Annotated in this window: 18 protein-coding genes and 1 CRISPR repeat array; of the genes, 8 read left to right on the forward strand and 10 right to left on the reverse strand. The window is 53.7% G+C overall.

Annotation, left to right across the window (positions count from 1 at the left end; translation table 11 throughout):
- Positions 1-321 precede the first annotated feature (321 nt).
- Together HMPREF1155_RS01220 and HMPREF1155_RS09030 are read right to left on the reverse strand one after the other, a co-directional pair.
- Complete coding sequence (locus HMPREF1155_RS01220) at positions 322-618, reverse strand: hypothetical protein (RefSeq protein WP_009076611.1); 297 nt, start codon at positions 616-618, stop codon at positions 322-324.
- Between the two features lie 245 nt (positions 619-863).
- A complete protein-coding gene (locus HMPREF1155_RS09030) occupies positions 864-1,505 on the reverse strand; it encodes a helix-turn-helix transcriptional regulator (protein WP_162130804.1) in 642 nt (213 codons plus the stop codon).
- 1,056 nt (positions 1,506-2,561) lie between these two features.
- On the opposite strand from HMPREF1155_RS09030, the gene HMPREF1155_RS01230 reads away from it, so the two are divergent.
- Positions 2,562-4,247, forward strand: coding sequence for an FAD-dependent oxidoreductase (locus tag HMPREF1155_RS01230; protein ID WP_039993085.1), 1,686 nt, complete (start codon positions 2,562-2,564; stop codon positions 4,245-4,247).
- A gap of 84 nt (positions 4,248-4,331) precedes the next feature.
- Here HMPREF1155_RS01230 and HMPREF1155_RS01235 read toward each other — a convergent pair whose 3' ends face one another.
- Positions 4,332-4,907, reverse strand: coding sequence for a TetR/AcrR family transcriptional regulator (locus tag HMPREF1155_RS01235; protein ID WP_009076398.1), 576 nt, complete (start codon positions 4,905-4,907; stop codon positions 4,332-4,334).
- 379 nt (positions 4,908-5,286) lie between these two features.
- Between HMPREF1155_RS01235 and HMPREF1155_RS01240 the strand changes: the two genes are divergently transcribed.
- The 5 genes from HMPREF1155_RS01240 (at position 5,287) to HMPREF1155_RS01260 (ending at position 10,104) form a co-directional block, all read left to right on the forward strand.
- The gene (locus HMPREF1155_RS01240) at positions 5,287-6,522 is read left to right on the forward strand and encodes an agmatine/peptidylarginine deiminase (RefSeq protein WP_009076228.1); all 1,236 of its coding nucleotides are present in this window, start codon (positions 5,287-5,289) and stop codon (positions 6,520-6,522) included.
- Positions 6,523-6,611: 89 nt separating this feature from the next.
- Entirely contained in the window at positions 6,612-7,676 is a 1,065-nt protein-coding gene (locus HMPREF1155_RS01245; RefSeq protein ID WP_009076512.1) for an ornithine carbamoyltransferase, read from the forward strand.
- Between the two features lie 103 nt (positions 7,677-7,779).
- Positions 7,780-9,090, forward strand: a complete 1,311-nt coding sequence (locus tag HMPREF1155_RS01250; RefSeq protein WP_009076436.1) for an MFS transporter — start codon at positions 7,780-7,782, stop codon at positions 9,088-9,090.
- A gap of 389 nt (positions 9,091-9,479) precedes the next feature.
- Positions 9,480-9,785, forward strand: a complete 306-nt coding sequence (locus tag HMPREF1155_RS01255) for a type II toxin-antitoxin system Phd/YefM family antitoxin (protein WP_009076234.1) — start codon at positions 9,480-9,482, stop codon at positions 9,783-9,785.
- Positions 9,778-10,104, forward strand: a complete 327-nt coding sequence (locus tag HMPREF1155_RS01260; protein ID WP_009076061.1) for a type II toxin-antitoxin system RelE/ParE family toxin — start codon at positions 9,778-9,780, stop codon at positions 10,102-10,104. Before HMPREF1155_RS01255 ends, HMPREF1155_RS01260 begins: the two co-directional genes overlap by 8 nt.
- 22 nt (positions 10,105-10,126) lie before the next feature.
- Here HMPREF1155_RS01260 and HMPREF1155_RS01265 read toward each other — a convergent pair whose 3' ends face one another.
- From HMPREF1155_RS01265 to fdrA, 5 genes are all read right to left on the reverse strand, one after another.
- Positions 10,127-10,936, reverse strand: a complete 810-nt coding sequence (locus HMPREF1155_RS01265; protein WP_238319040.1) for a DUF2877 domain-containing protein — start codon at positions 10,934-10,936, stop codon at positions 10,127-10,129.
- A 310-nt stretch (positions 10,937-11,246) separates the two neighbouring features.
- The gene (locus tag HMPREF1155_RS01270) at positions 11,247-11,933 is read right to left on the reverse strand and encodes a hypothetical protein (RefSeq protein WP_006363070.1); all 687 of its coding nucleotides are present in this window, start codon (positions 11,931-11,933) and stop codon (positions 11,247-11,249) included.
- A gap of 13 nt (positions 11,934-11,946) precedes the next feature.
- Positions 11,947-12,642, reverse strand: a complete 696-nt coding sequence (locus HMPREF1155_RS01275) for a DUF5058 family protein (RefSeq protein WP_006363071.1) — start codon at positions 12,640-12,642, stop codon at positions 11,947-11,949.
- A 9-nt stretch (positions 12,643-12,651) separates the two neighbouring features.
- Positions 12,652-14,076: a DUF1116 domain-containing protein gene (locus HMPREF1155_RS01280; RefSeq protein ID WP_006363072.1), complete on the reverse strand. Its 1,425-nt coding sequence runs from the start codon at positions 14,074-14,076 to the stop codon at positions 12,652-12,654.
- Positions 14,076-15,596 carry an acyl-CoA synthetase FdrA gene (gene fdrA / locus HMPREF1155_RS01285; protein ID WP_009075979.1) on the reverse strand — a complete coding sequence of 507 codons (1,521 nt, stop codon included), beginning with the start codon at positions 15,594-15,596 and terminating at the stop codon, positions 14,076-14,078. Before fdrA ends, HMPREF1155_RS01280 begins: the two co-directional genes overlap by 1 nt.
- Positions 15,597-15,883: 287 nt before the next feature.
- Here fdrA and HMPREF1155_RS01290 point away from each other — a divergent pair, with 287 nt between their 5' ends.
- Entirely contained in the window at positions 15,884-16,855 is a 972-nt protein-coding gene (locus HMPREF1155_RS01290; protein ID WP_009076440.1) for a LysR family transcriptional regulator, read from the forward strand.
- A 37-nt stretch (positions 16,856-16,892) separates the two neighbouring features.
- Entirely contained in the window at positions 16,893-18,188 is a 1,296-nt protein-coding gene (locus HMPREF1155_RS01295; protein WP_009076344.1) for an MFS transporter, read from the forward strand.
- 301 nt (positions 18,189-18,489) lie between these two features.
- A CRISPR array of direct repeats spans positions 18,490-21,362; the repeat unit is 36 nt; unit sequence GTTTCCGTCCCCTCTCGGGGATTAAGCCTGATCAAT.
- 114 nt (positions 21,363-21,476) lie between these two features.
- Here the strand turns inward: HMPREF1155_RS01295 and cas2 are convergent.
- Positions 21,477-21,854, reverse strand: coding sequence for a CRISPR-associated endonuclease Cas2 (cas2, locus tag HMPREF1155_RS09175; protein ID WP_081501501.1), 378 nt, complete (start codon positions 21,852-21,854; stop codon positions 21,477-21,479).
- Entirely contained in the window at positions 21,836-22,858 is a 1,023-nt protein-coding gene (cas1, locus tag HMPREF1155_RS01305; protein ID WP_009076243.1) for a CRISPR-associated endonuclease Cas1, read from the reverse strand. The genes cas2 and cas1 overlap by 19 nt, the downstream gene beginning before the upstream one ends.
- Positions 22,859-22,881: the final 23 nt, after the last annotated feature.

Here is a 22,881-nt window from a genome sequence, read left to right on the forward strand (position 1 = left end):
TGCGTAGGACGCATCGCCTAGAACCATCTCCCCGTCAGACACGAATTGCCCTGATGCGGGTGTGACTACCGTGCCATCCTCCGACTGATCAAGGTTTCTATAGCAACCAGGTCTTTTTCGGGATAATACGTGCATATGAGATCAAATGGGCTCACGACCACCTTGCGAACCCCTTCGCCGAAGACACGAAGAATCGAATCGAGAATGAGCCTTGAGCCAAATTCCCCGAAAGCCTCCACGTTGTCGAGAACGGCATATATGTTCGCCTCAACCTTGCACGAAGTCACGCGCGACAGATCGTCGGCGAATCGATCCGAAAACTCAAGCCTGGGCACGAGCAGCTCGCTTCTCCGCAACAGCCGCCATAAGTTCTTCGCGCGTCGAATACGACCGGCCCTCTGCGTAATCGGCGTGCGACGCACGAAGCGCCTCAGCCATACGGAACTCATACAGCGCCTCTTCAACGGCTTCTTTTATCTCGCGATTATGAACCTCCTGAGACATGAACAGGTATTTCCCTCGCCCATTCTCGGTAATGTAGACGACCTCCTCGTCCGCGATGGCCTTCAACGCACGTTGCTCGTTCTTCAATGCGGTTGAAGGATAGATTGCGGGCATATGAATCACCTTTGTTCGTACTTTATTTAGTCCATTATTATGGACTAAATTTTATCCTATTTCATCATGCATAGAAGGACGGTTTGTCTCAAAAAGGAGACTGAAAGCCCCTCCCCCATCAAAAAGGAGTCGAAAGATCGCGCATCAAAAATTGCACGCAGGCCCTTCGATATTTGGAAGCTCATGTATGCATGAAGTCGAATGGCGGCCGCGCGCGCAGCAGGACGATACTGCATAGTTTTCAATCATGACACCGTGCGATCATCTTGATGGCACATATCGATGACCTCTTGCCGGGAATGCACGTCGAGCTTCCGATAGATGTTTTTCATATGAGACTGCACCGTACCAGGAGAAACGTAGAGAAGAGCAGCGGTCTTCTTAACCGTGTTTCCTTGCGCGATCAGCTTCGTTATGTCCTTTTCTCTTTCCGTTAAACCATATCGCTTCGCAAGGCTGTCCAAGCGTTCTTCGAACCGATCGCGAACTGCCATCGAATCACAGGATTCAGCCCTGTTCTCGAACATGCAGCTACCGAGAATATTGAAAGAAACGAACATCAAGATGAACGAGACGGCGGCGGCACAAGGCGCCACATACACCTCGACAGCATTCGGCAACAGAGAAGCCGCCATCGGCACAACTCCATAGCTTAGGAACGACGACGCCGCATCCACCAGCAGGAATACCATTCCGGCAACAACAGCGCTCACACGCCTTTCCTGAGCGCGCATCGCAAGGCATACGAACAGAAACACGTTGAGGCACGTTCGCGAGGCTATCACGATCGACCTGCCTGCGGCGCCTTGGTCCCCGTCCATGAAGACGAGCAGGAACAGCCCCAGAAAGAACAGCGCCGTCAGGCCCTTCCATACATATTCGAACACAGGGCGCCGCTCCGATGATCCCAGGATGACGATCAGGACGCACGACGCAAGGCCGAACGCTATGGCCGAAGGCTTCAGGGTATCCGAAAGAGAAAGGAGGCCGGCGGAACCGCCGTATAGAAGCCCGCGAAGAACCCCGCTCAACAAGAGGAAGAGAATCAGGATCCCAACGGCCTTCGAAAGCCCTCCCCGCAATGCATCGCGCAATCCCTTGCCGTTCCTGGATGCTCCCCAGGCTTTCGACGACCTCATCCAACAGACGGCCGATATGGCCGGCGTGCATGCCGCAAGAAGAAACGGCATCGGCTGAGGAAGCAGGAATGCGGTGCTTATCGCGCAGGTTCCCAAAAACGATACGACGCATATCGTCAGCAGCGTTCGTGCGGGAAGCGTGCAGGATACCGAACACCACATGCAGGCAAGCACTGCGAACGAGACGGCGAGAACCGCCATGGAGACACATGCGAGCGGATAGAACGCCCCAGAAATCAAAAAAGATGGAAGCGTCATACAGACGATCGGAAGGCCGCATGCTGCGACCAATTCCCGAGCGCGCTTGACCAGAAGGCCCTCGATCAAGCCATGCATGCCCAGGAACAAGACGGCGATAAGCACCGCGGCGACGATGAAGAGCTGATGGCATGCCATCGAATGGAATGCCCTCGAAGCGTCGGCATAGAGGAGGACGCTATAGAACGGCCTTCTGAAAAGCAGCCAGAAAAACGAAAGCCCGATGATTGAACATGCCGTTGGAGAATCGATTGCGACGCCGGTCGAAAAGCTCGGTTTCCAGGGCATTCCCACCTCTCCTCTCTTTGCCTGAGTATACAGGATGGAAGACTCGCTGCTTTCGTCCGGTCCATGGCTTCTAAATACACGCCTCCCTCCCATCTGGTACTTCTCGGTTTTCCCTCTGTCTTCCCATAATTTATGGGAAGACAGAGGGAAAACCCCTCATTTCATGACATGCCTCGATTCGCGCCCTTTCCTACGATGGACGCATATCCCGAACGTATGCGACGGGGAGATTGCGAATCAGACAAGGAGGAGGCCGTCATGAGCATCGATCGAAAGGAATTCCTCAAAGGAGCAGCCCTGTCCGCCGGCTCGCTTGCCGCACTCGGCGTCTTCGGATGCGCTCCCGGCGCATCGTCCGGAACGGCAGGAAGCGCGGCAGAGCCGCCCGAGGGCTTCTCCCTCGACGACTACGAGGAATCCAACGCCGAGTTGAATCCGATCAATGCGTTCTCCGACGAGAAAACGTACGACATCGTCGTCGTGGGGGCCGGAACCTCCGGATTGCCCGCCGTGCTTTCCGCCCTAGAGGAAGAAGGGAGCGTCGCGTGCCTGCAGAAGGAAGCGACGCCTATCGCGCAGGGCAATAACTCATCAGGCTTCATCCTGGAGCTCAGCACCGACAACGCCGTCCAGAAATGGATGCAGGCCTATCGCAAGGCCGTGCAATACCGCACCAACCTATCGCAGCTGGAATTCTTCGCGCGCCATTCAGGGGAAACGCTCTGCTGGCTTGACAAGGCCGCAGGAGAGGCGGGGTATCCGGCCAGCACGTACAACGACACCACCAGGACATACGGCGATGAAACCGCCGCGTTCCGCAGGCATGCGTTCGGCATCAAGCCCGAGAACAACGGCCATCTCATCCGGGCGCTCGCTTCGATGGCGGAAGAGCACGGAGCGGACTTCTATTACGAAACGCCCGGGGTGCAGCTCGTGGTGGAGGATGGGGCATGCACCGGCGTGATAGGCCGCAAAGGCTCCGACTACCTTAGGTTCAATGCGCGCAAGGCCGCCATCATTGCGACGGGCGACTACCAGAACAACGAATCGCTCATCCGACGCTATTCGCCCGATATCGCGAAATTCGGCAGGAAGCAATCGAACAAGACCGGGGACGGCATCCTCATGTGCGCCGCAGCCGGAGGAAGGATGAGCCCGGTAGGACATGCCAAGCAGCTGCACGACATGGACTCGGCGCCCAAACCGCTCGCAGAGCTTCCCTTCCTCGCGTTGGATGCGAATGGAACGCGATTCATGAACGAGGACATCCCCATGATTTCCTGGAATCTCGCACTGCTTGAGAAGAACACGGCCGGAAATGATCCGGGCAGGTTCTTCAGGGTGTTTGACGATGCCTATATGGATAAAGTCGCAAGTTGGGGCGGCACGGCCCCGAAGGCGGAGGTCCTGGAGAACTACATCCCTGGATTCGTCGAATCGCCCAAGGGAGTGTATTCCGACCTCATCAATACCCACAGGTGCGATTCCCTTGACGAGCTTGCAGACGAGCTGGGCATACCCGCCGGGAATCTCAAAGAGAGCGTCGAGCGCTTCAACGAGATGTGCGCGCAGGGAAAGGATACCGACTTCGGATTGGATGAGCAGTACCTCATGCCCATAGACACGCCGCCCTATTGGGGAGTATCCCAGTGGGTGCGCGTTTCAGCGATCTGCAGCGGACTGGCCGTCAACGGCACCTACCAGGTAATAGACAGCAACGACGAGGCGATTCCGGGCCTTTACGCCGTCGGCTTCTGCGCCGGCGAGCTATGCGGAAACCATGACTGGGTGTATACGGACGGCATGGCCTGCGGATCCTGCTTCACGTCGGGCCGCTATGCCGCCATCCACGCGATGACAGGAAGGCTTACGCCAAGCAAACCCGTCGCATGGGAGGAGGTCATGGATTTGTATAAGGATGCGAAAGTGCTCAAGGGCGCGTAGCGTTTGAATAACGGAGGGATCTTCCTTGAATTTGTCGAATTAGCTACGTACCGACGAACCGCGGAACACTCGTCAAAACGACTCTTACTTGAAGAGACGCAACACCGCGCCTTTCCAGACGGCACGACTGGACACGTTCTCGTGGTTCGCAACCGTAGTGCCAAGGCCGGACATGATGACGTACAGCGTTTCAGCCGCGAGTCTCTCGTCGAAACTTGCATCGAAAGCACCGATTTCCTTGCCGTAATGAAGCCCATTTTCCAACGACTCGATAATCTCGTCGCTCAAACGCACCTGATGGCTGTTTACGGATGGGATACGGGTGGCCTGCACTGCCATCTCTCCCATTACGGCGCGACGTTCGGAATCATCCCTGTACCCATCCAATACCGCATTGCCCACGCCAACCAGGGCGTCTTTGAACTTTTCCGGAGTCCCGGCTTGACGCAGGATACCGTTGTAGTCCATCGTCACGTAAATCGCATCGAGCACTGCATTGAAAATATCCTCTTTTGACTTGAAATGGTAATAGATGGAAGGCTTTGCTACGCCTACCGCATCGCTAATCTTGCCAATAGAAGCCCTGTCGTAACCCTCTTTCGCTACCAGATGGTACATAGCTTCAAGAATCTTATCCCTGGTGCTCACGTCGCCGTTCATGCATCTCCTCTCTGAACGAGCATGAAAGTCCACTCGCCGTAATCGTATTTTTAGCTTGCACCAAGTGCAATCGGTCCTTCTCGGTCGCAGCAAAATACATACCTTGTGCTTGCTTGCATAGTGAAACATCCGAAATCGCGCCTTCGCGGCACCAACATGATCTTTTTTGCGAAATATGAATCAAAATATTTTTCAAGTCTATATACCGAACGTTCGGTATATATGGTATAACATGTATCTAACGATCGTTAGGTCAGATTCGGAACAATTGCATCACGCCTACATCCACCGCGATACATGGCTCTTAACAGGGTTCGCGCATTGGCCAAGCGCAGCCTAAAAGGGCAACCATGAAAGAAACGCCTTAAGGAGAGTGGAAATGTTTGAGCGTTATCGTCATCCAGGGGAATTTGAAAAGCGTTCCGACGTCTTCGTGACATGGCTTCCTCCTTATATCGGATCCGACGAACACGACAGTCGACAACCTTGCGTCGATATCATCAAAGCCCTCGTCGACCATGTTCAGGTTCATGTGAACTGCGGGGAGCCCGGCACCTACGAGGAGGCGAGAAGACGTCTTTCAGCGGAAGGCGTGGACCTTAATAAAATTATTTTCAGCTGCGTCCCCGATACCAACTTCTATACCCGCGACCATGGACCCAACGTTATGGTAGACGGGCAAGGCAATCGTTTGCTGGTCAACCCTAATTGGAGCTACTACGGCGTATACGACCCATCCGATCCCAACATGGTCCAATCCCGTGCCTCTGGCTTGATTATGGGTATTGGACTGGGGATCTTCGATGTAGTTAGCTCAAACTTGGTCTCCGAGGGTGGGGACCGCGAATTCAACGGCAAGGGCATCCTGATTGCCATCGAAGACACCGAGGTTCGCAAACGCAATCCCCGTAAGACCCGCGAAGAGGTTGAGGCCGAGTACAAGCGTATCTACAACCTAAAGAAAGTCATCTGGCTTCCTAAGCCCATGCTCGAAGATGACGACTACCGTCTCGGCCCGCTGGACCGCAAGGAAGACGGAACCTTCGTGTTCGGAATGAGCTTCGCTGCCCACGTGGATGAGATGTGCCGATTCGTCACGGATAACAAAATTCTCTTGGCTGAAATCACCGATGACGAAGCTGCCAGCTCCGAAATGAACCGCGAATCGAAAAAGCGCCTAGATGCCGCATATGAGATTCTCAGCAGCGAGACCGACACCGAGGGCAAGCCTTTCGACATTATTCGCATGCCTATAGCTAAGCCTATAGAACTGGTGCTCAACCCCGAAGACGACGACTATGCCCTATACAGAGGATTCATCGACGAATTGGGCGGCAGGTTCATGGACGGCACCCCGTGGCCCGAAGGTCCCGTGCACTTCTATGCTGCGGCAAGCTATTGCAACTTCCTCATCTGCAACGACGTGGTTCTAGGCCAGCGCTACTGGCACGAAGGCATGGATGAGGACATTCGCCGCCGCGACAATCAGGCGAAAACCGTTTTGGAATCCTGCTTCCCAAACCGTGAAATCATCATGATCGACTCCTTAGCACTCAACCTCATGGGCGGCGGCGTCCACTGCTGGACCAAAGATGTGGCTGCAGCAGACGCCTAAAGCTTGACGCCAATTTCAGATGCGTCGCAATGCAGCGGGAGCGGCCATCACTTACGAAATCCACCTTCAATCTCTTCAAGGAGAAAGCAATGCGTAACACTCTTATCGGCAAAGACATACTTAATATCAAGGAAATGACCCCCGAACAATTCCGCTATCTAATCGATCTGTCCGCAACCCTCAAGGCCCAAAAGAAGGCCGGCGTTAACCAGCATTGGTTCGGCGGCAAAAACGTGCTGTCCAACTTCGAATGGGGATCAACCCGCACCCGTTGCGCCTTCGAGACCAGTTGCAACGATTTGGACATGGGCTTCACCTACCTATCCAATTCCCATGTGAACGACACCGAGACCCTAGAAGATTCCATTCGTGTGTTCTCTGCCATGTACGATTTAATCGTCTGGCGCGCGCAGAAAGAGGAATCTTACATTTACAAGATCGCCGATATTTCCGACGTCCCTGTCATCAACGCCCTGTCTCTGGGAGACCACCCCACCCAAATGCTCGCCGATGCTCTGACCATGGAAGAGCAGTGGGGCGGTTCCGGTTCCTGCAAGGGCAAGAGAATGGCCTTCGTAGGAAACTGCGCGGGTGCCCCCTTCTGGTACGGACGTCTAGCTGCCATCCTGAACATGGATTTCTATGCCATAGGTCCCGACGTACTTGCAAAGCAGATGTGCACGGACATGCAAAAAGACGTTCAGGATTGCTTCAATCGCTGGGCTCCCGACCGCGAATTCGTTTGCACTTCTGACTTGAATGCCCTAGAAGGCATCGACGTTGTTGTGACCGAGGAATGGCGCTACGATAATCCTGAGGTCGGCGATGAGGTCTGCAACCCCGAACAGTACGACTCCTACATGCGTTACGCAAAGGAACTGCTGCCCTACCGCGTTTCCAGCGAACTCCTGACCCGCACCGGCAATCCCGACATCTTTGCTATGCACGAGCTGCCCTCTACCCATAATGCCAACCACCGCGTGGGCCGCAATCTATTGGCACAAGCCCCCGATGAATGGTCCCGCGAAGTTATTCGCACCGGTTTCGAAATCACCGACGAGTGCTTCGAGCGCAATGCGCCTGTCATCTTCCGCGAGGCCGAGAATCGTCAGCACACTATCAAGGCCATGATGTGTGCCGTCCTTGGGCTTTAGGATTTTCGCTCGAACGAAGCTAAGGAAAATCTGGCTCGTTACATAGGCATGAATAGCTCGAATGGAACCGAGCCACCTTTCTTCCAGTAGAAAGAGAAAGAAAATGAAAAACACCCAATTGAAATGCAGCAATAAGTTCGCCTGGATTCTCGTTGTTGCGCTGGGCTTGATGTCCGCAGGCACCACCGGCTCCTACAGCGTCGTAGCAGGATGCTTCATGGTGCCTGTCTGCGAAAGCCTTGACCTTGACTATACGCTTTTCTCCTACTATTTCACAGGAACGCTGCTCGGCGTCGCCGTGGGCATGCCTTTTGCGGGTAAATACCTCCCCAAGCTGATTGGCAAACCCGGCCTGCCAATCATCTCCGTCATCCTTCTGGTTGCGGGCGCCTGCATGGCTTTTTATACCCAGGCATGGCAATTCTGGATTTCTTCCGTCATCATCGGCATATGCATGGGCTTCACCACGGGTGTTTGCATGTCTACCGTAGTTGACCAGTGGTTCGTTAAGAAAGCTGGTCTTGCCATAGGCCTCGCCTGGACTATCAATTCCATCTACATGCTCATCATGAGCCCCGCCATCACCGCCGTCATCGAGGCTGTGGGTTGGCGCATGAGCTATCTGATATTGGCAGCGGTTTCGGCCATTCTGGTACTGCCGTCCGTAATCCTCATTATTCGCTACTGCCCCGCAGATAAAAATATGCTCCCTTACGGTTACGAGCCTGATGTCAAGGTTGCTGGAACTCAATCCTTCGCCAAAGTCTCCGGAGTGTCCTTCAAGTCTGCTCTGCGAGCGCCTGCATTCTGGCTGTGCGTGATGTTTTTATCCCTCGTTCAGCTCACGGTCTGCATGAATCAGCTGTTCCCTACCTTTGCGGCAGAAGTCGGCTTTGATCCCATGATCGGCGGCCTGATGGTTTCTGCGGCGTCTTTCGCCGATATCTTCTTCAATATTTTCGTGGGCTCATCCTGCGATAAGTTTGGCACGAAGCATGCATTGTTGTTTTGGATCGGCCTATGCATTGTGTCCTTCATTTTGCTCATTATCGGCTCCACCAACTCCACCGTCGCCATTGCGGGCGCAGCAGTCAACGACGTTATGTACGTAGTAGCTGGTGCTGGCCTGACCTGTCTGATCATCGAGCTGTTCGGCTCGAAGGATTTCGGCCAGATTTTCGCATGGATCTGCACCATTGCCTACATCGTCGGTGCGTTCGGCATGCCCTTCATGACTACCATCTACAGCGCAGCAGGCAGCTTCGCCGCGGTATTCGGCGTATGCATCGGGATCGATATACTGATCGGCGCCCTGCTCCTTCTGGCTTACAAGTTCTCCAAGAACCTTAAGTGGGAAAACGAGAATGGCTCACTAGCAGCAAATTCCGTATCTACGGTTCAATCTATCGAGTAATGACTTAATTCGCGTCAATCTTATTCGGCAGCTTGCCAGGTTGGCACCGAATCCTCGGATTCGGTGCCAACTTTCTTTCGTTCGAGAGGCCTGGGGCTCCGGACGATTTCTTGGATGTATTAAGCTGCATATCCTAAGCTAGGACTTGCCATGCAGTCCAGACGAAAGGAGCCTTTCTGCCCCGACAGGCATGTGGAGGAGGACGTCTTCTCCGATCCCGACTGGAGCCATGTGCGCAAGGAGATGGCCGGGGTCGACTCCAACCTGCGCCTCCTGCTGTATTCCGTAACATCTTTAAAACGCGATACAGCTCTTATTCAATACGTAATTCAGTATGTAATTCACTCTATAATAAAGCTCAATACTCATTTGAATGAGAGGCAACCGCTATGCCCATGCTTGAAAGACCTTTGCCGATAATCCGCCCCATAACCGACCTTCGCACGAAGCTCAACGACGTATGCGACCAGGCTGTTGAAAATCAAGAGCCTATCGTGCTCACCAAAAACGGAACGCCTGCGTTCGTTCTGATGGACAGCGAAACCTACGAAGCCCGGATCGAAAGCGCCCGTGTTCGTGCGGCGCTCATCGAAGCCGAAATAGAAGAGAAGTACCGTCCTGAGACCATTTCGTCCCGAGATGCAGATGATCGGATGCGCAAACTCTTCGAAATTTGGGGACTCACCTATGCATGAGGTCGAATGGCGGCCGCGTGCGCAGCTTGATCGCGAATCCATCGCCATCTATCTCGGCCTCGAATGCAAGAACCCCCAAGCCGCCCTGTCGACCATACAGATGATCGACGATGCCATACGCCAGGTGCAAGCATTCCCAAGCATGGGTAGACGCGTCGTCCTCGAAGACACGGCCCATCATGACCACCACCGCGTCCTCGCCGGCATGCATACCGTATTCTACCGCTTCGACAGCAAGCGCATCGTCATCTATCGCGTCCTGCATCGGCGCAAGGACATCGCGGATTGCAGCTTTGTAGACCTAGACGAGGAAGTGTGATGGCAGAACATCCCAATGCCACCTAAGAAGCGAACTGTGAATGTCGCATGGCCGAAGCGTTTAAGACATCTTGATGAAATGAGCAAGAACACGCTTGCAGCATTGCCACCATCCCTGCAAGCGTATCGGTACCAGAAGTCGATCCATGATTCAAAAGCGTCCTGAAAGATGCCTCGGATGCGCCGGTGCTCATATGCAAATCGCCGCAAAGAACCGCATGAACCGCATCGACCACGCTTTGGGAAAATCGGCTGCGAACGGCTGACATAAGGTAATGCTGAGAGATCCTCGTCGTGTTTTGCGCCAGCATATCGACAATCTCGACCAAAGCATCTCCTAACCCTCCTGACAGGGAAAACGCTCGAGCGATTGCCAATACTCCGATGATGAAGTCGTCTCCGGACGGGGTGAGCCCCACGCCTAATCCGACGATCCGAGAAAGCACCAAAGACATTGCTCTCGAAGAAGCGGCAGAAGATGCCATCAGGTCGCAAAACAGCATGCCGTTCGCAACAAGCTCCTTGCTCATCCGTCCGTCTACCGACGGATTCCTTGCGAAATCCTCCATGAACGGCGACTGCGCTTTGCCATGAAGGCGAAATGCTTCTCGTATGGAATCCAAGCAGGCTGCTGAAGGCAGAGGCTGCGATCCGACCGAAAGCAAGTCGAGCAACGTTCCGTCAAACGTACCGCAAGACGTTCTAGCGTGCCACGTATGGCGACGTTCCTCATCATCGACGATAACGAGCCTGTAGCATCCACCGTCCTCTTCGACGATACGAAGCGTTTTCGCGCGACGGACGAATATCGGCAGTTCCAGGGCATCGACCACGAGCCCTCCTGGAGCGAAGTCGCACGATCTTGTTCCTATCCATACCGTAGCATCGCGAACCATATTGCCACATGCATCGCGACAATACTGCAATCGGCAATTCTGCTTGTTGCGGGCCAGCGAACCGCAAGGCATGGAGAAGTTGACGACATGTTCGAACGAAGCGCATGCTCGCATGCTCGCATGCGACTGAGCCGCACAGACCCAATCCCTATCCATGAATTCTATATTGCATGCTTTGATCATAGGCATTCCCGCGCTGCGAGCGAACCGAACGCGGTGACGTCGGCCCGCTCGCAGCAATGAATCGCTACGCTTCCTGTTCTTCTCCCTTGATGCGTTTCTTGTATATGATCACGGCCGCGGCAATCGTGGCCACAATGGTGAACACGATATACAAGTATCCGGGTATAACCCCGCCCGCGAAGATGCGGAGAAGAAGGGGCGTACCGATGGCTATAGGAATGACCTTGGGAAACTTGATGGCGAACGTGACCATGAGGGATCCGAACACCGCGGGCGCAACATAGGATTTGACCGCATCGAGAGCCTCTTCGGGCAGAGCGCCCAAGATGAACGTTCCTGCGAAAGCGCCTATGCAGACGAACGCGACCGTGGTGATGGTGGATCCGATGATGGCTAGGGAAGATACCACTTCGGCTTCTTTCGATCCCGGCTCGACGCGCGTCAAATCCTGAGCGACGGCCGCGGCGGGAAGCTTGCTCGTCCCGATATTGCCTGTCAGAAACGCTTCGTAGCTTCCGATGGTGCCCAGCACCGGAAAGAATGTAATGGGCTCGATAAGCCAAATGAAGCCGAACGACGCAGCAATCAACACCACATCCTTGATGATCCAGTCGATCGGCGGAACGATACCGTAGGCAAAGTAGAGAAACGCGACGGGTAAAAACGATGAGATGCAGACGCCGATGAGGGTGATTCGGCCAATGAGATGAACGGGCTTGGTCCAGTTCTTTTCGTAGGTGGCGTTATCCATGAGAAACTCCTATCTAGACAACCATGTGTATGCCGGCGCCCACAAGCGTGCCGAGAATCATGGCGAGTCCGAGACTGTATTCCTTGAGACGTTCGTGCTTCTGCGCAATCTTGTAGAACAGAAGCGTTGCGATGCCGCCGGTAAGCCATGCAGCTACGAAATCGGCGCCCCCCATAAGCGAGCCGGCACTCAGGTTGCCATAAATGGCACACATGGCAGCACCGCTGACGATCGCGAGGATGCGCGGATTTCCCCCTTCGACCTTGTTCTTGATTTTCCCAAGCGACTTAGCGAACAGGACGCATGCGACCAAAGACCCCACGCCGTTGAGCCACATGCCGAACCAAGACACCATAAGAGCTTCGGGAGTGTAGTCGGCACCGCCGAACACGGTGCCCGTCGCTTCAGCTCCGATTTGAGCCGCGGCAAGTTCGTTAGAGGCGGACACGATCATGGTCAAGCGCATCCACGTAAGCGGATGCCCGAGAACCGCCATGAGGCCGACCATGACGATGACGATGCCAAGCGCCGGACCTATAGCCGTGATAAGGCCTACGCGAAGCGATTGGGAGCATGTCTTGTCAGGCATGTCCAAAGCCTTCGCCTGCTTCCTTGTCAATCGGAAATAGGCGACCAACTGAAAGGCGATGATCAAAACGGTTACCGAGCAGATGACCCATAGCAATGGGTTGTTGATAATCTCATCCATGATGGCCTCCTAGCAGTTCGTTCCGTATGTTTCTTCAAAAGCAAGCAGGGCTTTCTCGAAGCACTCCATGGGAGGCGCCGTAATGCCCGCGCCGATCTGGCCGATACCGGCAAGCCTATGCACGCTTCCCGTATCGATAACGGGAAGGATGTTGGTTTCAACCACCTTGCGAATGTCGATACCCGTAGGCGACCCACGGAAATCAAGGACGGGCTGAGAGAAGTTGCCGTTCTCATACAACGTTATGTCGTACATCCGCTTGGAGATATCGACCCCTTCGGCCGCCGTTCCCCCGACGAGCTGAACGATTGCAGGAGCACCGCTCAGAGCGAATCCGCCGATTCCGGCAGTTTCGGTTATGCACGAGTCGCCCATGTCGGGATTCGCATCGTCGTCATCGAAACCAGGGAAATACAAGCCGCGAACCATTTGCGCCGGACCGGTGAACCATCGATCCCCCAGACCTGAAACGCGAATGCCGAATTCAACGCCATTGCGGCACATAGCGGTAACCATGGAACTGCTTCTCACGTCGCGCGCCGCATCGAGGCACAGTTTGGATGTGGGCATGCTGATGCTGAGGTAATACCCATCGTTTCCGTTGATGAATTCAACCGCACGTTTCACCTTATCGAAGGGCATGCCCGAATCGAGCAGGAGGGGAAACAGGGCGCGCAGAAGCATGCTTGTACCCGCCTTGTTGCGGTTATGACCCTCATCGCCCATATGCAGCGCCTGGAACTGCAGCGCCAGCGTGTCGATTCCCTCTTCCGAGGTGCTCAGCGCCGCATGCATGACCTCGCGGAACTCGGAGGCCATCCACCTGAGGCCGTCGATGACCTCGGGAGCATAGGCGCCGTAACGCAACAGCTTCCCGCCCATGCCTTCGGGAACAAGACAGAAAGCACGATGTCCGCTGGTCTTATCCTCCAAAACTTGAACGACCATATTCGACGAGATGACGCCCGCCATGGCACCTACGGCGTCATGGTCATGACAGGGTTCGAAATCTATATCGCCCGAAGCGGCTACTTCTGCCGCCTCTTCAGGAGTGCTCGCGAATCCCTCAAGAATGAGCGCCCCCATGACAGCACCCTGCATGGGCCCGCACATGTTCTCCCATGTGATAGGAGGACCCGCATGCAGAATCAGATTGGGCCGCATACCGGGAATCACGTCTTTTGCCAGCTGGAAATCCACCAGATGAGGACGCACCGAACAATACCGCTCCACGGCAACTCGATTCGCAGCATCTATCTCCGGCGACATGAGCGTCGAAAGGGCTCGGATCAAATCGGGAGATCCTGCGGCAGGCGGCGTCCAATCGACATTAACGCAAGCGACTCCCTGCAATTCGAGGTCATCGCAGAATCGCGAAGCGCCCACGTTCACTACGCGGAGGTCGTCGGAAAACAAAGTCTGAGCGTTTGACATTATCGCAGCCCCTTCACTATAGACGCGGCAAGATTAGCTGCCTGGACATTGGTCTGGCACACCAAGACGCCTTCTTGCGCAAGCATCTCTTCTTGATGTTGCTTGTCCTGCGGATCGGCATCCGTTCCCAAAACGTATGCGATGAACACCATCGTGCGCCCGCTTTCAAGACATGACACATTCGCCTTGTGAATAGCCGGAAGCGCAGCGCCGACGGGGTCCTCATGCGCACCGTAGCCCAGGACGAAATCGAGAAGGATAACCGCAGTTTCGGTATCGGCAGCCTCCTGCGCAATGCGGGCGTTGCGTGTCTGAGGATCAATCATGGGATGGGGCTTGCCCTGAGTGAATGCATCGTCTCCCAGGTCGAGGAATGCATGTCCGCGGCTTTCCGACGAATCGTCAAGAGGAATGGAACCACCTTTCGCCGAGTTCGCATATACGTCAACGTCGGGCAGAGAAGACATAAACGTCATCTTCGCTTCCTCCATGAGCGTGCCCCCGCAGAACAAACCGCGTACATACGATCCATCCGGCATGCAATCGACTTCGATCGCGCTTTCTTCAGGAGCGGAGAACGAGGAGTCGACCAATAGGGCCAACGCATCGACGGCGGAGACGATGTCGCTTTTGAACAGCACCGTTTCGGAAAGGTCTTCTGCGACATCGCCGAGAAAGCAAGCCACTACGGGTTTAGTGGATCGTGCCGCACGATCCCTTACCTTTCTCGCCACGGTTTCGTGAGGAGGCTTGGAGATGAGCAGGATATGAGATGTGCCCTCATCGGCCTCGAGAGCATCGAAAGCATCAAGGAACATACGGCCTCCGACTTCGATGCTCAAATCCCTTCCCCCGGTTCCTATGATCTGGCTTACGCCCATTCCCCACGAATCAAGGAGAACTGCTGCCTCCTGGGCGCCGGTTCCCGACGCGCTTACGATGCCGATGCTGCCGCGCTGGACGGCATTCGCGAAGCAGAAGGCGACGCCTTGGAATGCACACGTCCCGCAGTCAGGCCCCATCATCAGCAGGCCTTTGCCGTGAGCGAGGTCTTTAAGGGCTATTTCGTCGTCAAGGCTCACGTTGTCGCTGAACATGAGGACATGCAGACCCTTCTCGAGAGCCTTTCGCGCTTCGGCGGCGGCGTACATGCCCGGCACGGATATCACGGCGATATTGGCATCGATATCTTCGGCGGCCCGCGTCAAGGTACGCGGGCGTTCGGAATCACGATCCTTCTGTGTGACCTGTTTTTTCAATGCCGCTTCCAGATCCGCAAGAACATCCTCTTCGCGTACGGAGTCTTCGAAGCTGCAGGCGATCATAAGATCGTTCGGCCCGGCATCCCCGATCGAAGAGGCATCGAAGCCTCCGTCGATGAGGATCTGTTTGTTCATGTCGGTTCCCATGCTTACCGAGACGGATAGAATATCCGGCAGGTCATTGAGCTTCTTTGAAATGCCCATAAGGGTGACCGAGTCGTAATACGTATTCTTGCGTACGGAACTCAGGGTTTTCACATTACGCTCCTATTGTTCGAAGGTGCATTCTTGGAGAGGTGCCTTTCAGGATTTCACTTCGAAAAGAAGATTCTGGAATAGGGCGATCACCACCTTGCTTCGAGCATCGTCGAACACATCGGGCAAGACGTCTTGCTGCAAAGTATAGGAAGGCCCCAAGCAAGGGAACTGAAAATATGCTCATGGCTGTTGTGAAAAATGCTCAAAACCGCGCGGCATGGCGGTTGCTACTATGTTCTTGAAAAACATGCCGTCCCCGCAAGCCTCCATGAAGGAACGATGCTGGTATGGGTCTCAAATCTCAACACCATCTCGATCTCGAGGCCTTACAGACCTTTCTCCTGGTCATTGAAGAGGGCAGCCTAACAGCCGCCGCATCTGCTCTCTATAAAACGCCTTCGGCGGTCAGCTATCGCATCAAGGCGCTTGAAGAATCCCTCGGCATCCAGCTTCTCGAGCGCACGACCCATGCCATCGCTCCTACGACAGCGGGAAAGAGACTTGCCGCCAAAGCGCAGGATCTCCTTGAATTCCATCGCGGTTTCTATGACGAACTCGACGCGATCAAGACGGGAATCGAACCTTCGTTCACTTTGGTCGTCAATAACCTTCTCTACGACGGCGTCGCCGTTGCGAAACTGCTCGCCCATCTCAGCGAAAAGTTCGGATCTGCCGCGCTTAACGTGCAGAAATCCGTATTCACCGGCGTTTGGGACTATATGGTCCATGAGGGAGGATCTTTTGCCATAGGGGCGCCCTCCCACCATTCCATAGACGAGCGCTTCGTCACCACTCCTCTCGGCCTTGTCGAATGGGTATTGGTTTGCTCGCCGAATCATCCCATCTTACGTACGGGGATCGAAGTCGATGGCGATTCCATCAAGCAGCATCCCGTTGTGAATATTCAAGACACCTCGACCCATTCCATCGGGCGTCCCGCCTGGCGTCTCGAAGGGCAAGAAGAAATCATCGTTCCCGATCTCGAAACCAAAATTCACTGCCACGTGATGGGCTTGGGCATCGGGTTTCTGCCTAAACCCATCGCCGACCGATGGATCGCCGCGAAAAAGCTTTGCGCACTGTCTGCGAAAGACATCATGCGACAACCTTCTCCCATGTCATACGCAAGAAAAAAGAATGATGACGGACGTATCGGCAACTACCTCGAGTACCTCATAAAGCGAAACCACGAACTCATCCAACCATTTCTTTCTCCTCTAATCGGACAGGACGCACACGGGCAAGCGTCAAGCAGATAACTATGCGGACTCGTTTGGACAGCAAGGAGGAGACGCCGTGACTGAATCGGACGCTCATGTGCCGAAAAAGAAACGTATGTTCAAAGTCACCCTAGCAAGCATGTCCGGCACCATGCTCGAATTCTATGACCATTTCGTCTACGGCTCGGCAGCGGCGGTTGTATTCCCCGCAGTGTTCTTCGTATCCATGCCTCCAACCGTAGCGCTCCTGCTATCGCTCGTAACCTATTCGGTAGCTTTCATCGCCCGCCCTTTGGGCGCGTTGGTATTCGGATACTTCGGCGACAAGGTCGGCAGAAAAAACGTTCTGATCGTTGCACTCCTCATCATGGGAGGCGCGACGTTTCTCATCGGATGCTTGCCGGATTACGCGACGGCTGGGTCGTTCGGTGCCGTTGCGCTATGCATCCTGCGCCTTTTGCAGGGTGTGGCCCTCGGTGGAGAATGGGGCGGCGCTGCGCTCATGGTGAACGAGTACACGACTTCACCAAGACTGAAAAGCATTCTCGGGAGCATAGTGCAGGTCGCTTCGCCATTAGGGTTTCTCTTGGCGAGCGGCACGCTTTCGCTTATATCGGATCTTGGCGGCGAAGCGTTTCTCCTAGGAGGCGGATGGCGCATTCCTTTCCTGGCAAGCGCCGTATTGGTGGTCATCGGATTCTACATGCGTTTCGGCATCGAAGAATCGCCCGAGTTCCTTGAACGCAAGGAGGAGAGCCGTCCGGCACCGTTGATGGATGTCGTGAAAAACCATGGTAGAGAAGTGCTTCTGGCTATCGGAACGCGTATCGGATCAGACACGGCCTTCTACGTCTTCGCGATGTTTCCCTTGGTCTATCTGCCCCGCATCGGCATAACGAGCGGTTCGGCTTTGCTGGTCGGCGTATTCGCCTCGCTCGGACAAATGGTCGGCACGCCGATCTTCGGCTGGCTCTGCGGACGTTGGGGGACCCGCAAGGTCCTCATCGTCGGCGCCGTCGTCAACATGCTGTATGCGTTCGCGTATATCTTTTTGCTCGACACGCAGAATCCCACGATTATCCTCGCCGGAGCGTTCGTGTCGCTTTTCTGCCTTGCAATGCTCTGGGCACCGCTCGCCTCTCATCTGCCGGCCATGTTCCCAGTACATGTCCGCTACACGGCAACGAGCATCGGTTTTCAGATGGCCGGCGTTTTCGGAGGAACGCTCGCCCCGACCATCTGCCTCATGCTGCTTGAAAACACCGGCACCGCGATGAGCGTTCCCGTGTATCTCGGGATCACGCTGCTTCTCGCGTTGCTCTGCACGATTAAAACGAAAGTTCCGGCACCACCTAGAGAGACGGAATCCTAAGAGCGAACAACGGCTGGGCGTATCGCAATTGGCAGCTCGACGACAAGCATCTTTCGCTCGTCGGAAGATGCTTGTCCTGGATAACGAAACCCAAGAAAAAGTCTTCAGGTTTCGTTATCCAGGCTTTCGCTCGCTCCGTCTTCCGCCCTTAACTCGGCGTCCGATCTATCTTGCTCGTTCCACCTTTCATCCTTGACTTGGTGTCCGATTTATCTTGCCCAGTCCACCCTTCCCGGACCCTTCGCGGTCCAAGTTTTTGTCCGCACCCCCAATCAGTGGAAATATTTCAGCATGATGAATTGTTTCCGTCCCCTCTCGGGGATTAAGCCTGATCAATGGGTGACCCGCGTATTCACCTGGGACGGCGAGAAGACGTTTCCGTCCCCTCTCGGGGATTAAGCCTGATCAATATTAAGGCAATGCGTACGTATGGAGGTCATCCCGAGTTTCCGTCCCCTCTCGGGGATTAAGCCTGATCAATTAATTCACAAGATTAACATACACTCAAACTCCATGAAATCTAGTTTCCGTCCCCTCTCGGGGATTAAGCCTGATCAATATCTGATGCTGTACCGAGTCCATTACTCCGTAATCCCGTTGTTTCCGTCCCCTCTCGGGGATTAAGCCTGATCAATCTCTCACGGATCGCGAGCTGCTTTACTGCGCCCATGATGGTTTCCGTCCCCTCTCGGGGATTAAGCCTGATCAATAACGAACGGTTGGATTATATCGGATACGTGCTCGATTGTTTCCGTCCCCTCTCGGGGATTAAGCCTGATCAATCTCACGCCCGCGGGCGTCGCGTACGATTTGGAAACGAGTTTCCGTCCCCTCTCGGGGATTAAGCCTGATCAATGCAGAACCTACAAACACAATTGCACTGTCGTTTATTCAGAGTTTCCGTCCCCTCTCGGGGATTAAGCCTGATCAATAATAATCGATCTGTATTAACAATACACGAACATACGTTCTGTTTCCGTCCCCTCTCGGGGATTAAGCCTGATCAATTGTAAAAGACCTGGACGAGGACACCGTGATCGAGATCGTTTCCGTCCCCTCTCGGGGATTAAGCCTGATCAATACGAGCTTGGAGGTAACCATGAAAGAACTAGTCACCATGTTTCCGTCCCCTCTCGGGGATTAAGCCTGATCAATTGGCGGCTGATGCTGCTTCCTCGTTGGAAGTATTCCATCACGTTTCCGTCCCCTCTCGGGGATTAAGCCTGATCAATTTGTGAATCTGCTGCTTGAGGGGATTGCCGTAAATTGTTTCCGTCCCCTCTCGGGGATTAAGCCTGATCAATATGCGCGTCGCGGCGAATGCGAGGACCAGCGAAATCACGGTTTCCGTCCCCTCTCGGGGATTAAGCCTGATCAATCATGCAACGGCTATTCTATGATCGCCGACCTTCACGGTTTCCGTCCCCTCTCGGGGATTAAGCCTGATCAATTTTCGTGAACGGTTTTCCGATTACGGCGGCCGAATGCGTTTCCGTCCCCTCTCGGGGATTAAGCCTGATCAATAGTTAAGCTTCGTCTGAACGGTGAAGGGCTTGAGGTCGTTTCCGTCCCCTCTCGGGGATTAAGCCTGATCAATATGAATTACGATTACAACGAGATTCATGATGCGGCGATGGTTTCCGTCCCCTCTCGGGGATTAAGCCTGATCAATGGCATCAGGATGCCGGAGTTGCCGAACGCATGCTCGTTTCCGTCCCCTCTCGGGGATTAAGCCTGATCAATGTCCTCGTCTTCGGTTAGCACTGGATAGACGCGGCGGAGTTTCCGTCCCCTCTCGGGGATTAAGCCTGATCAATAACGACGAGATCGACGGATCGTTCGCCGAAATCGATGTCGAGTAGTTTCCGTCCCCTCTCGGGGATTAAGCCTGATCAATTTCGATGGCTATCAGGTCCTTGTCACCGAAGCAGGCGATCGTTTCCGTCCCCTCTCGGGGATTAAGCCTGATCAATTTAATATTTATTTGGTGAGTTTAACTCTCCCCCTGTTGACAAAGTGTTTCCGTCCCCTCTCGGGGATTAAGCCTGATCAATCTTGAAGAGATGGACTCGCAGCTCGATGATATAAACGTTTCCGTCCCCTCTCGGGGATTAAGCCTGATCAATGGCGATGATGGCCAAGAAGATGGAAGATTTCGTCAACGTTTCCGTCCCCTCTCGGGGATTAAGCCTGATCAATTCGATGGCCTGAATGCCATCAGTCGTCGAGACGATCTTGGTTTCCGTCCCCTCTCGGGGATTAAGCCTGATCAATTCGCCGAGATGTATCCCGAAGGCTGCAAGATGCCCGAGTTTCCGTCCCCTCTCGGGGATTAAGCCTGATCAATGGATTAGACATGCTGGGAGATACCGACAAGATCGCCAAGGGTTTCCGTCCCCTCTCGGGGATTAAGCCTGATCAATTTCTTGATGAGCTTCGCCATGGTATATGGCTCCTTTCCTTGTTTCCGTCCCCTCTCGGGGATTAAGCCTGATCAATATGACGAAGAATCGTTGCGACGAAGGGTTCCTGTTCATGGTTTCCGTCCCCTCTCGGGGATTAAGCCTGATCAATTATGAACTTGCTTGGTCATATTATAAGGTTACTATCGGGTTTCCGTCCCCTCTCGGGGATTAAGCCTGATCAATAGTATGCTTTTATGTTTGATCATCGAAGCATTTTCGGAGAGTTTCCGTCCCCTCTCGGGGATTAAGCCTGATCAATAATGTCGGGGAAGGCGACCGCAGGACAACCGAGACGAAGTTTCCGTCCCCTCTCGGGGATTAAGCCTGATCAATAAGGAATACTCATGTCCATGTTCGATATTCATGTCGACGGTTTCCGTCCCCTCTCGGGGATTAAGCCTGATCAATTCCTGGCTTTCCTATTCCATCCATTGCCTGCCGATTGGTTTCCGTCCCCTCTCGGGGATTAAGCCTGATCAATTTCATGTCGACGGCATTGACATCAAGGCATTCGCTCTTGTTTCCGTCCCCTCTCGGGGATTAAGCCTGATCAATTGCTCGTTTACACGTTCGCGACCAAGGTCGCCAGCGGCGATAGTTTCCGTCCCCTCTCGGGGATTAAGCCTGATCAATGCCTGGTTATTCTCAATCCCGGTGTGTTCACTATCCAAGGGTTTCCGTCCCCTCTCGGGGATTAAGCCTGATCAATGGCATGGACAGAGCAGAGTAATAGGCATAAAATAGATGTTTTTCGAAAAAGAAATCCATATGCCTTTGCTACCATGCACCGCTTTAGAATAACCCAATCCAGCAAAAAACGCTGCTATACAAATATATTATCCTCAATCACATCGATGCGGCACTCCCCGAATATCGTCAGGTCGCAATGACCTGCAATTTCATAAATTCGAATGTTATCGTCCGGATTAAAGAATCGCCTAGATGACATCAGTTTTTCTACAGATGCAATTAACGTTTTGATTTGCGATTTCTTGAGTTGAGCCTCAAAAACGGATTTCTGAATTCTCGTTCCGTATCCCTTAAGGACCTTAGTTAGAAGACGATACTTCTTCGCATCTGAAATATCGAACAGCACAATCACGTAATACCTATTCTCTGCAGGAGATGGGCCGTTCACTCTACCAGGCGAACAACTGGTCCGAACAAGTTTTCCTTCTTCCGCTACCAATCGGGCCTCCATACATAAGGGATATACAAGCTCGCATCTCGTCTTTCAATCGCTTCAAGCACGTTTCCCATCTTCTTATCCAGAGCCACCTGAAATCCATACGTACGGCTGTCATTCACATCAAGAAAATATCTGTGTCCTTTTGCGATAATGTCCGAAAGCCGATTAGTTACGATGCGGGCAGTTTCCTTATCCATATATAAGGCGCCATGATCATTTCGATAAAACCCCGATGCTCGGACCTCTTCGTTATTCACCATCTCGACAACCGCTTTATCGATCAGAGGAGCGCGAAATTCCTCAATCAGATCCGAAGCTAATGCCGCGTGTCCGAACTTCAACTTATGCATGAAGGCGAAATAAGGATGCAGACCATGCTGCTCTATCGCACCAATAATGTTGCGATAGAGCAGGCTGTAACCATAAGAAATCATTGAATTGAACGGATCCTTCGGAGGACGCGAACTGCGACCCACGAACAAGAATTCCTCATTCCTCAGCACCTTCGGGAGACACTCGAAATAATTGCGCGCGGCATTTCCCTCGTATCCTAAAACCGCATCGACGCTCTCCGCATATTTCAAATGAGCAAGTGAGTGATGCAATCCGCGTAATTCATCATCAATGAATTGATGATCGCGTTCGAAATAATAGAGGAGCGTGATGCTGTTCTGGATTTTCGCGGCGATGATCCTCTTCGACCAATCCAGGCAAAACGAATCGTCATCCGTCAGATAGACCTGCCTCTTCTGCCGCAGTGGATCTATGCTTTCCGACGAGCTTACGTTACCGAAATAATGACCGTCATCAGAGTAATATCCGATAGGAATATTTCGTGAAATGCACTCCCTGATCAGCTGCGTCGATAGTTGGGGCATGCCGAAAACCGAGATCCCATCAACACCCTCGATGGGTAGCCTTCTGGCATCCCCACGGTTATCGAAATACGTTATAACGACCTGATTTTCCCGCAGACCAACCTTCACATCGCTTTCCATAAGGTAGAGATGCGCCATGACACCCATCTCCTCAATACCAT

The organism is Slackia sp. CM382, from assembly GCF_000293015.1.
GTDB classification, from domain to species: domain Bacteria; phylum Actinomycetota; class Coriobacteriia; order Coriobacteriales; family Eggerthellaceae; genus Slackia; species Slackia exigua.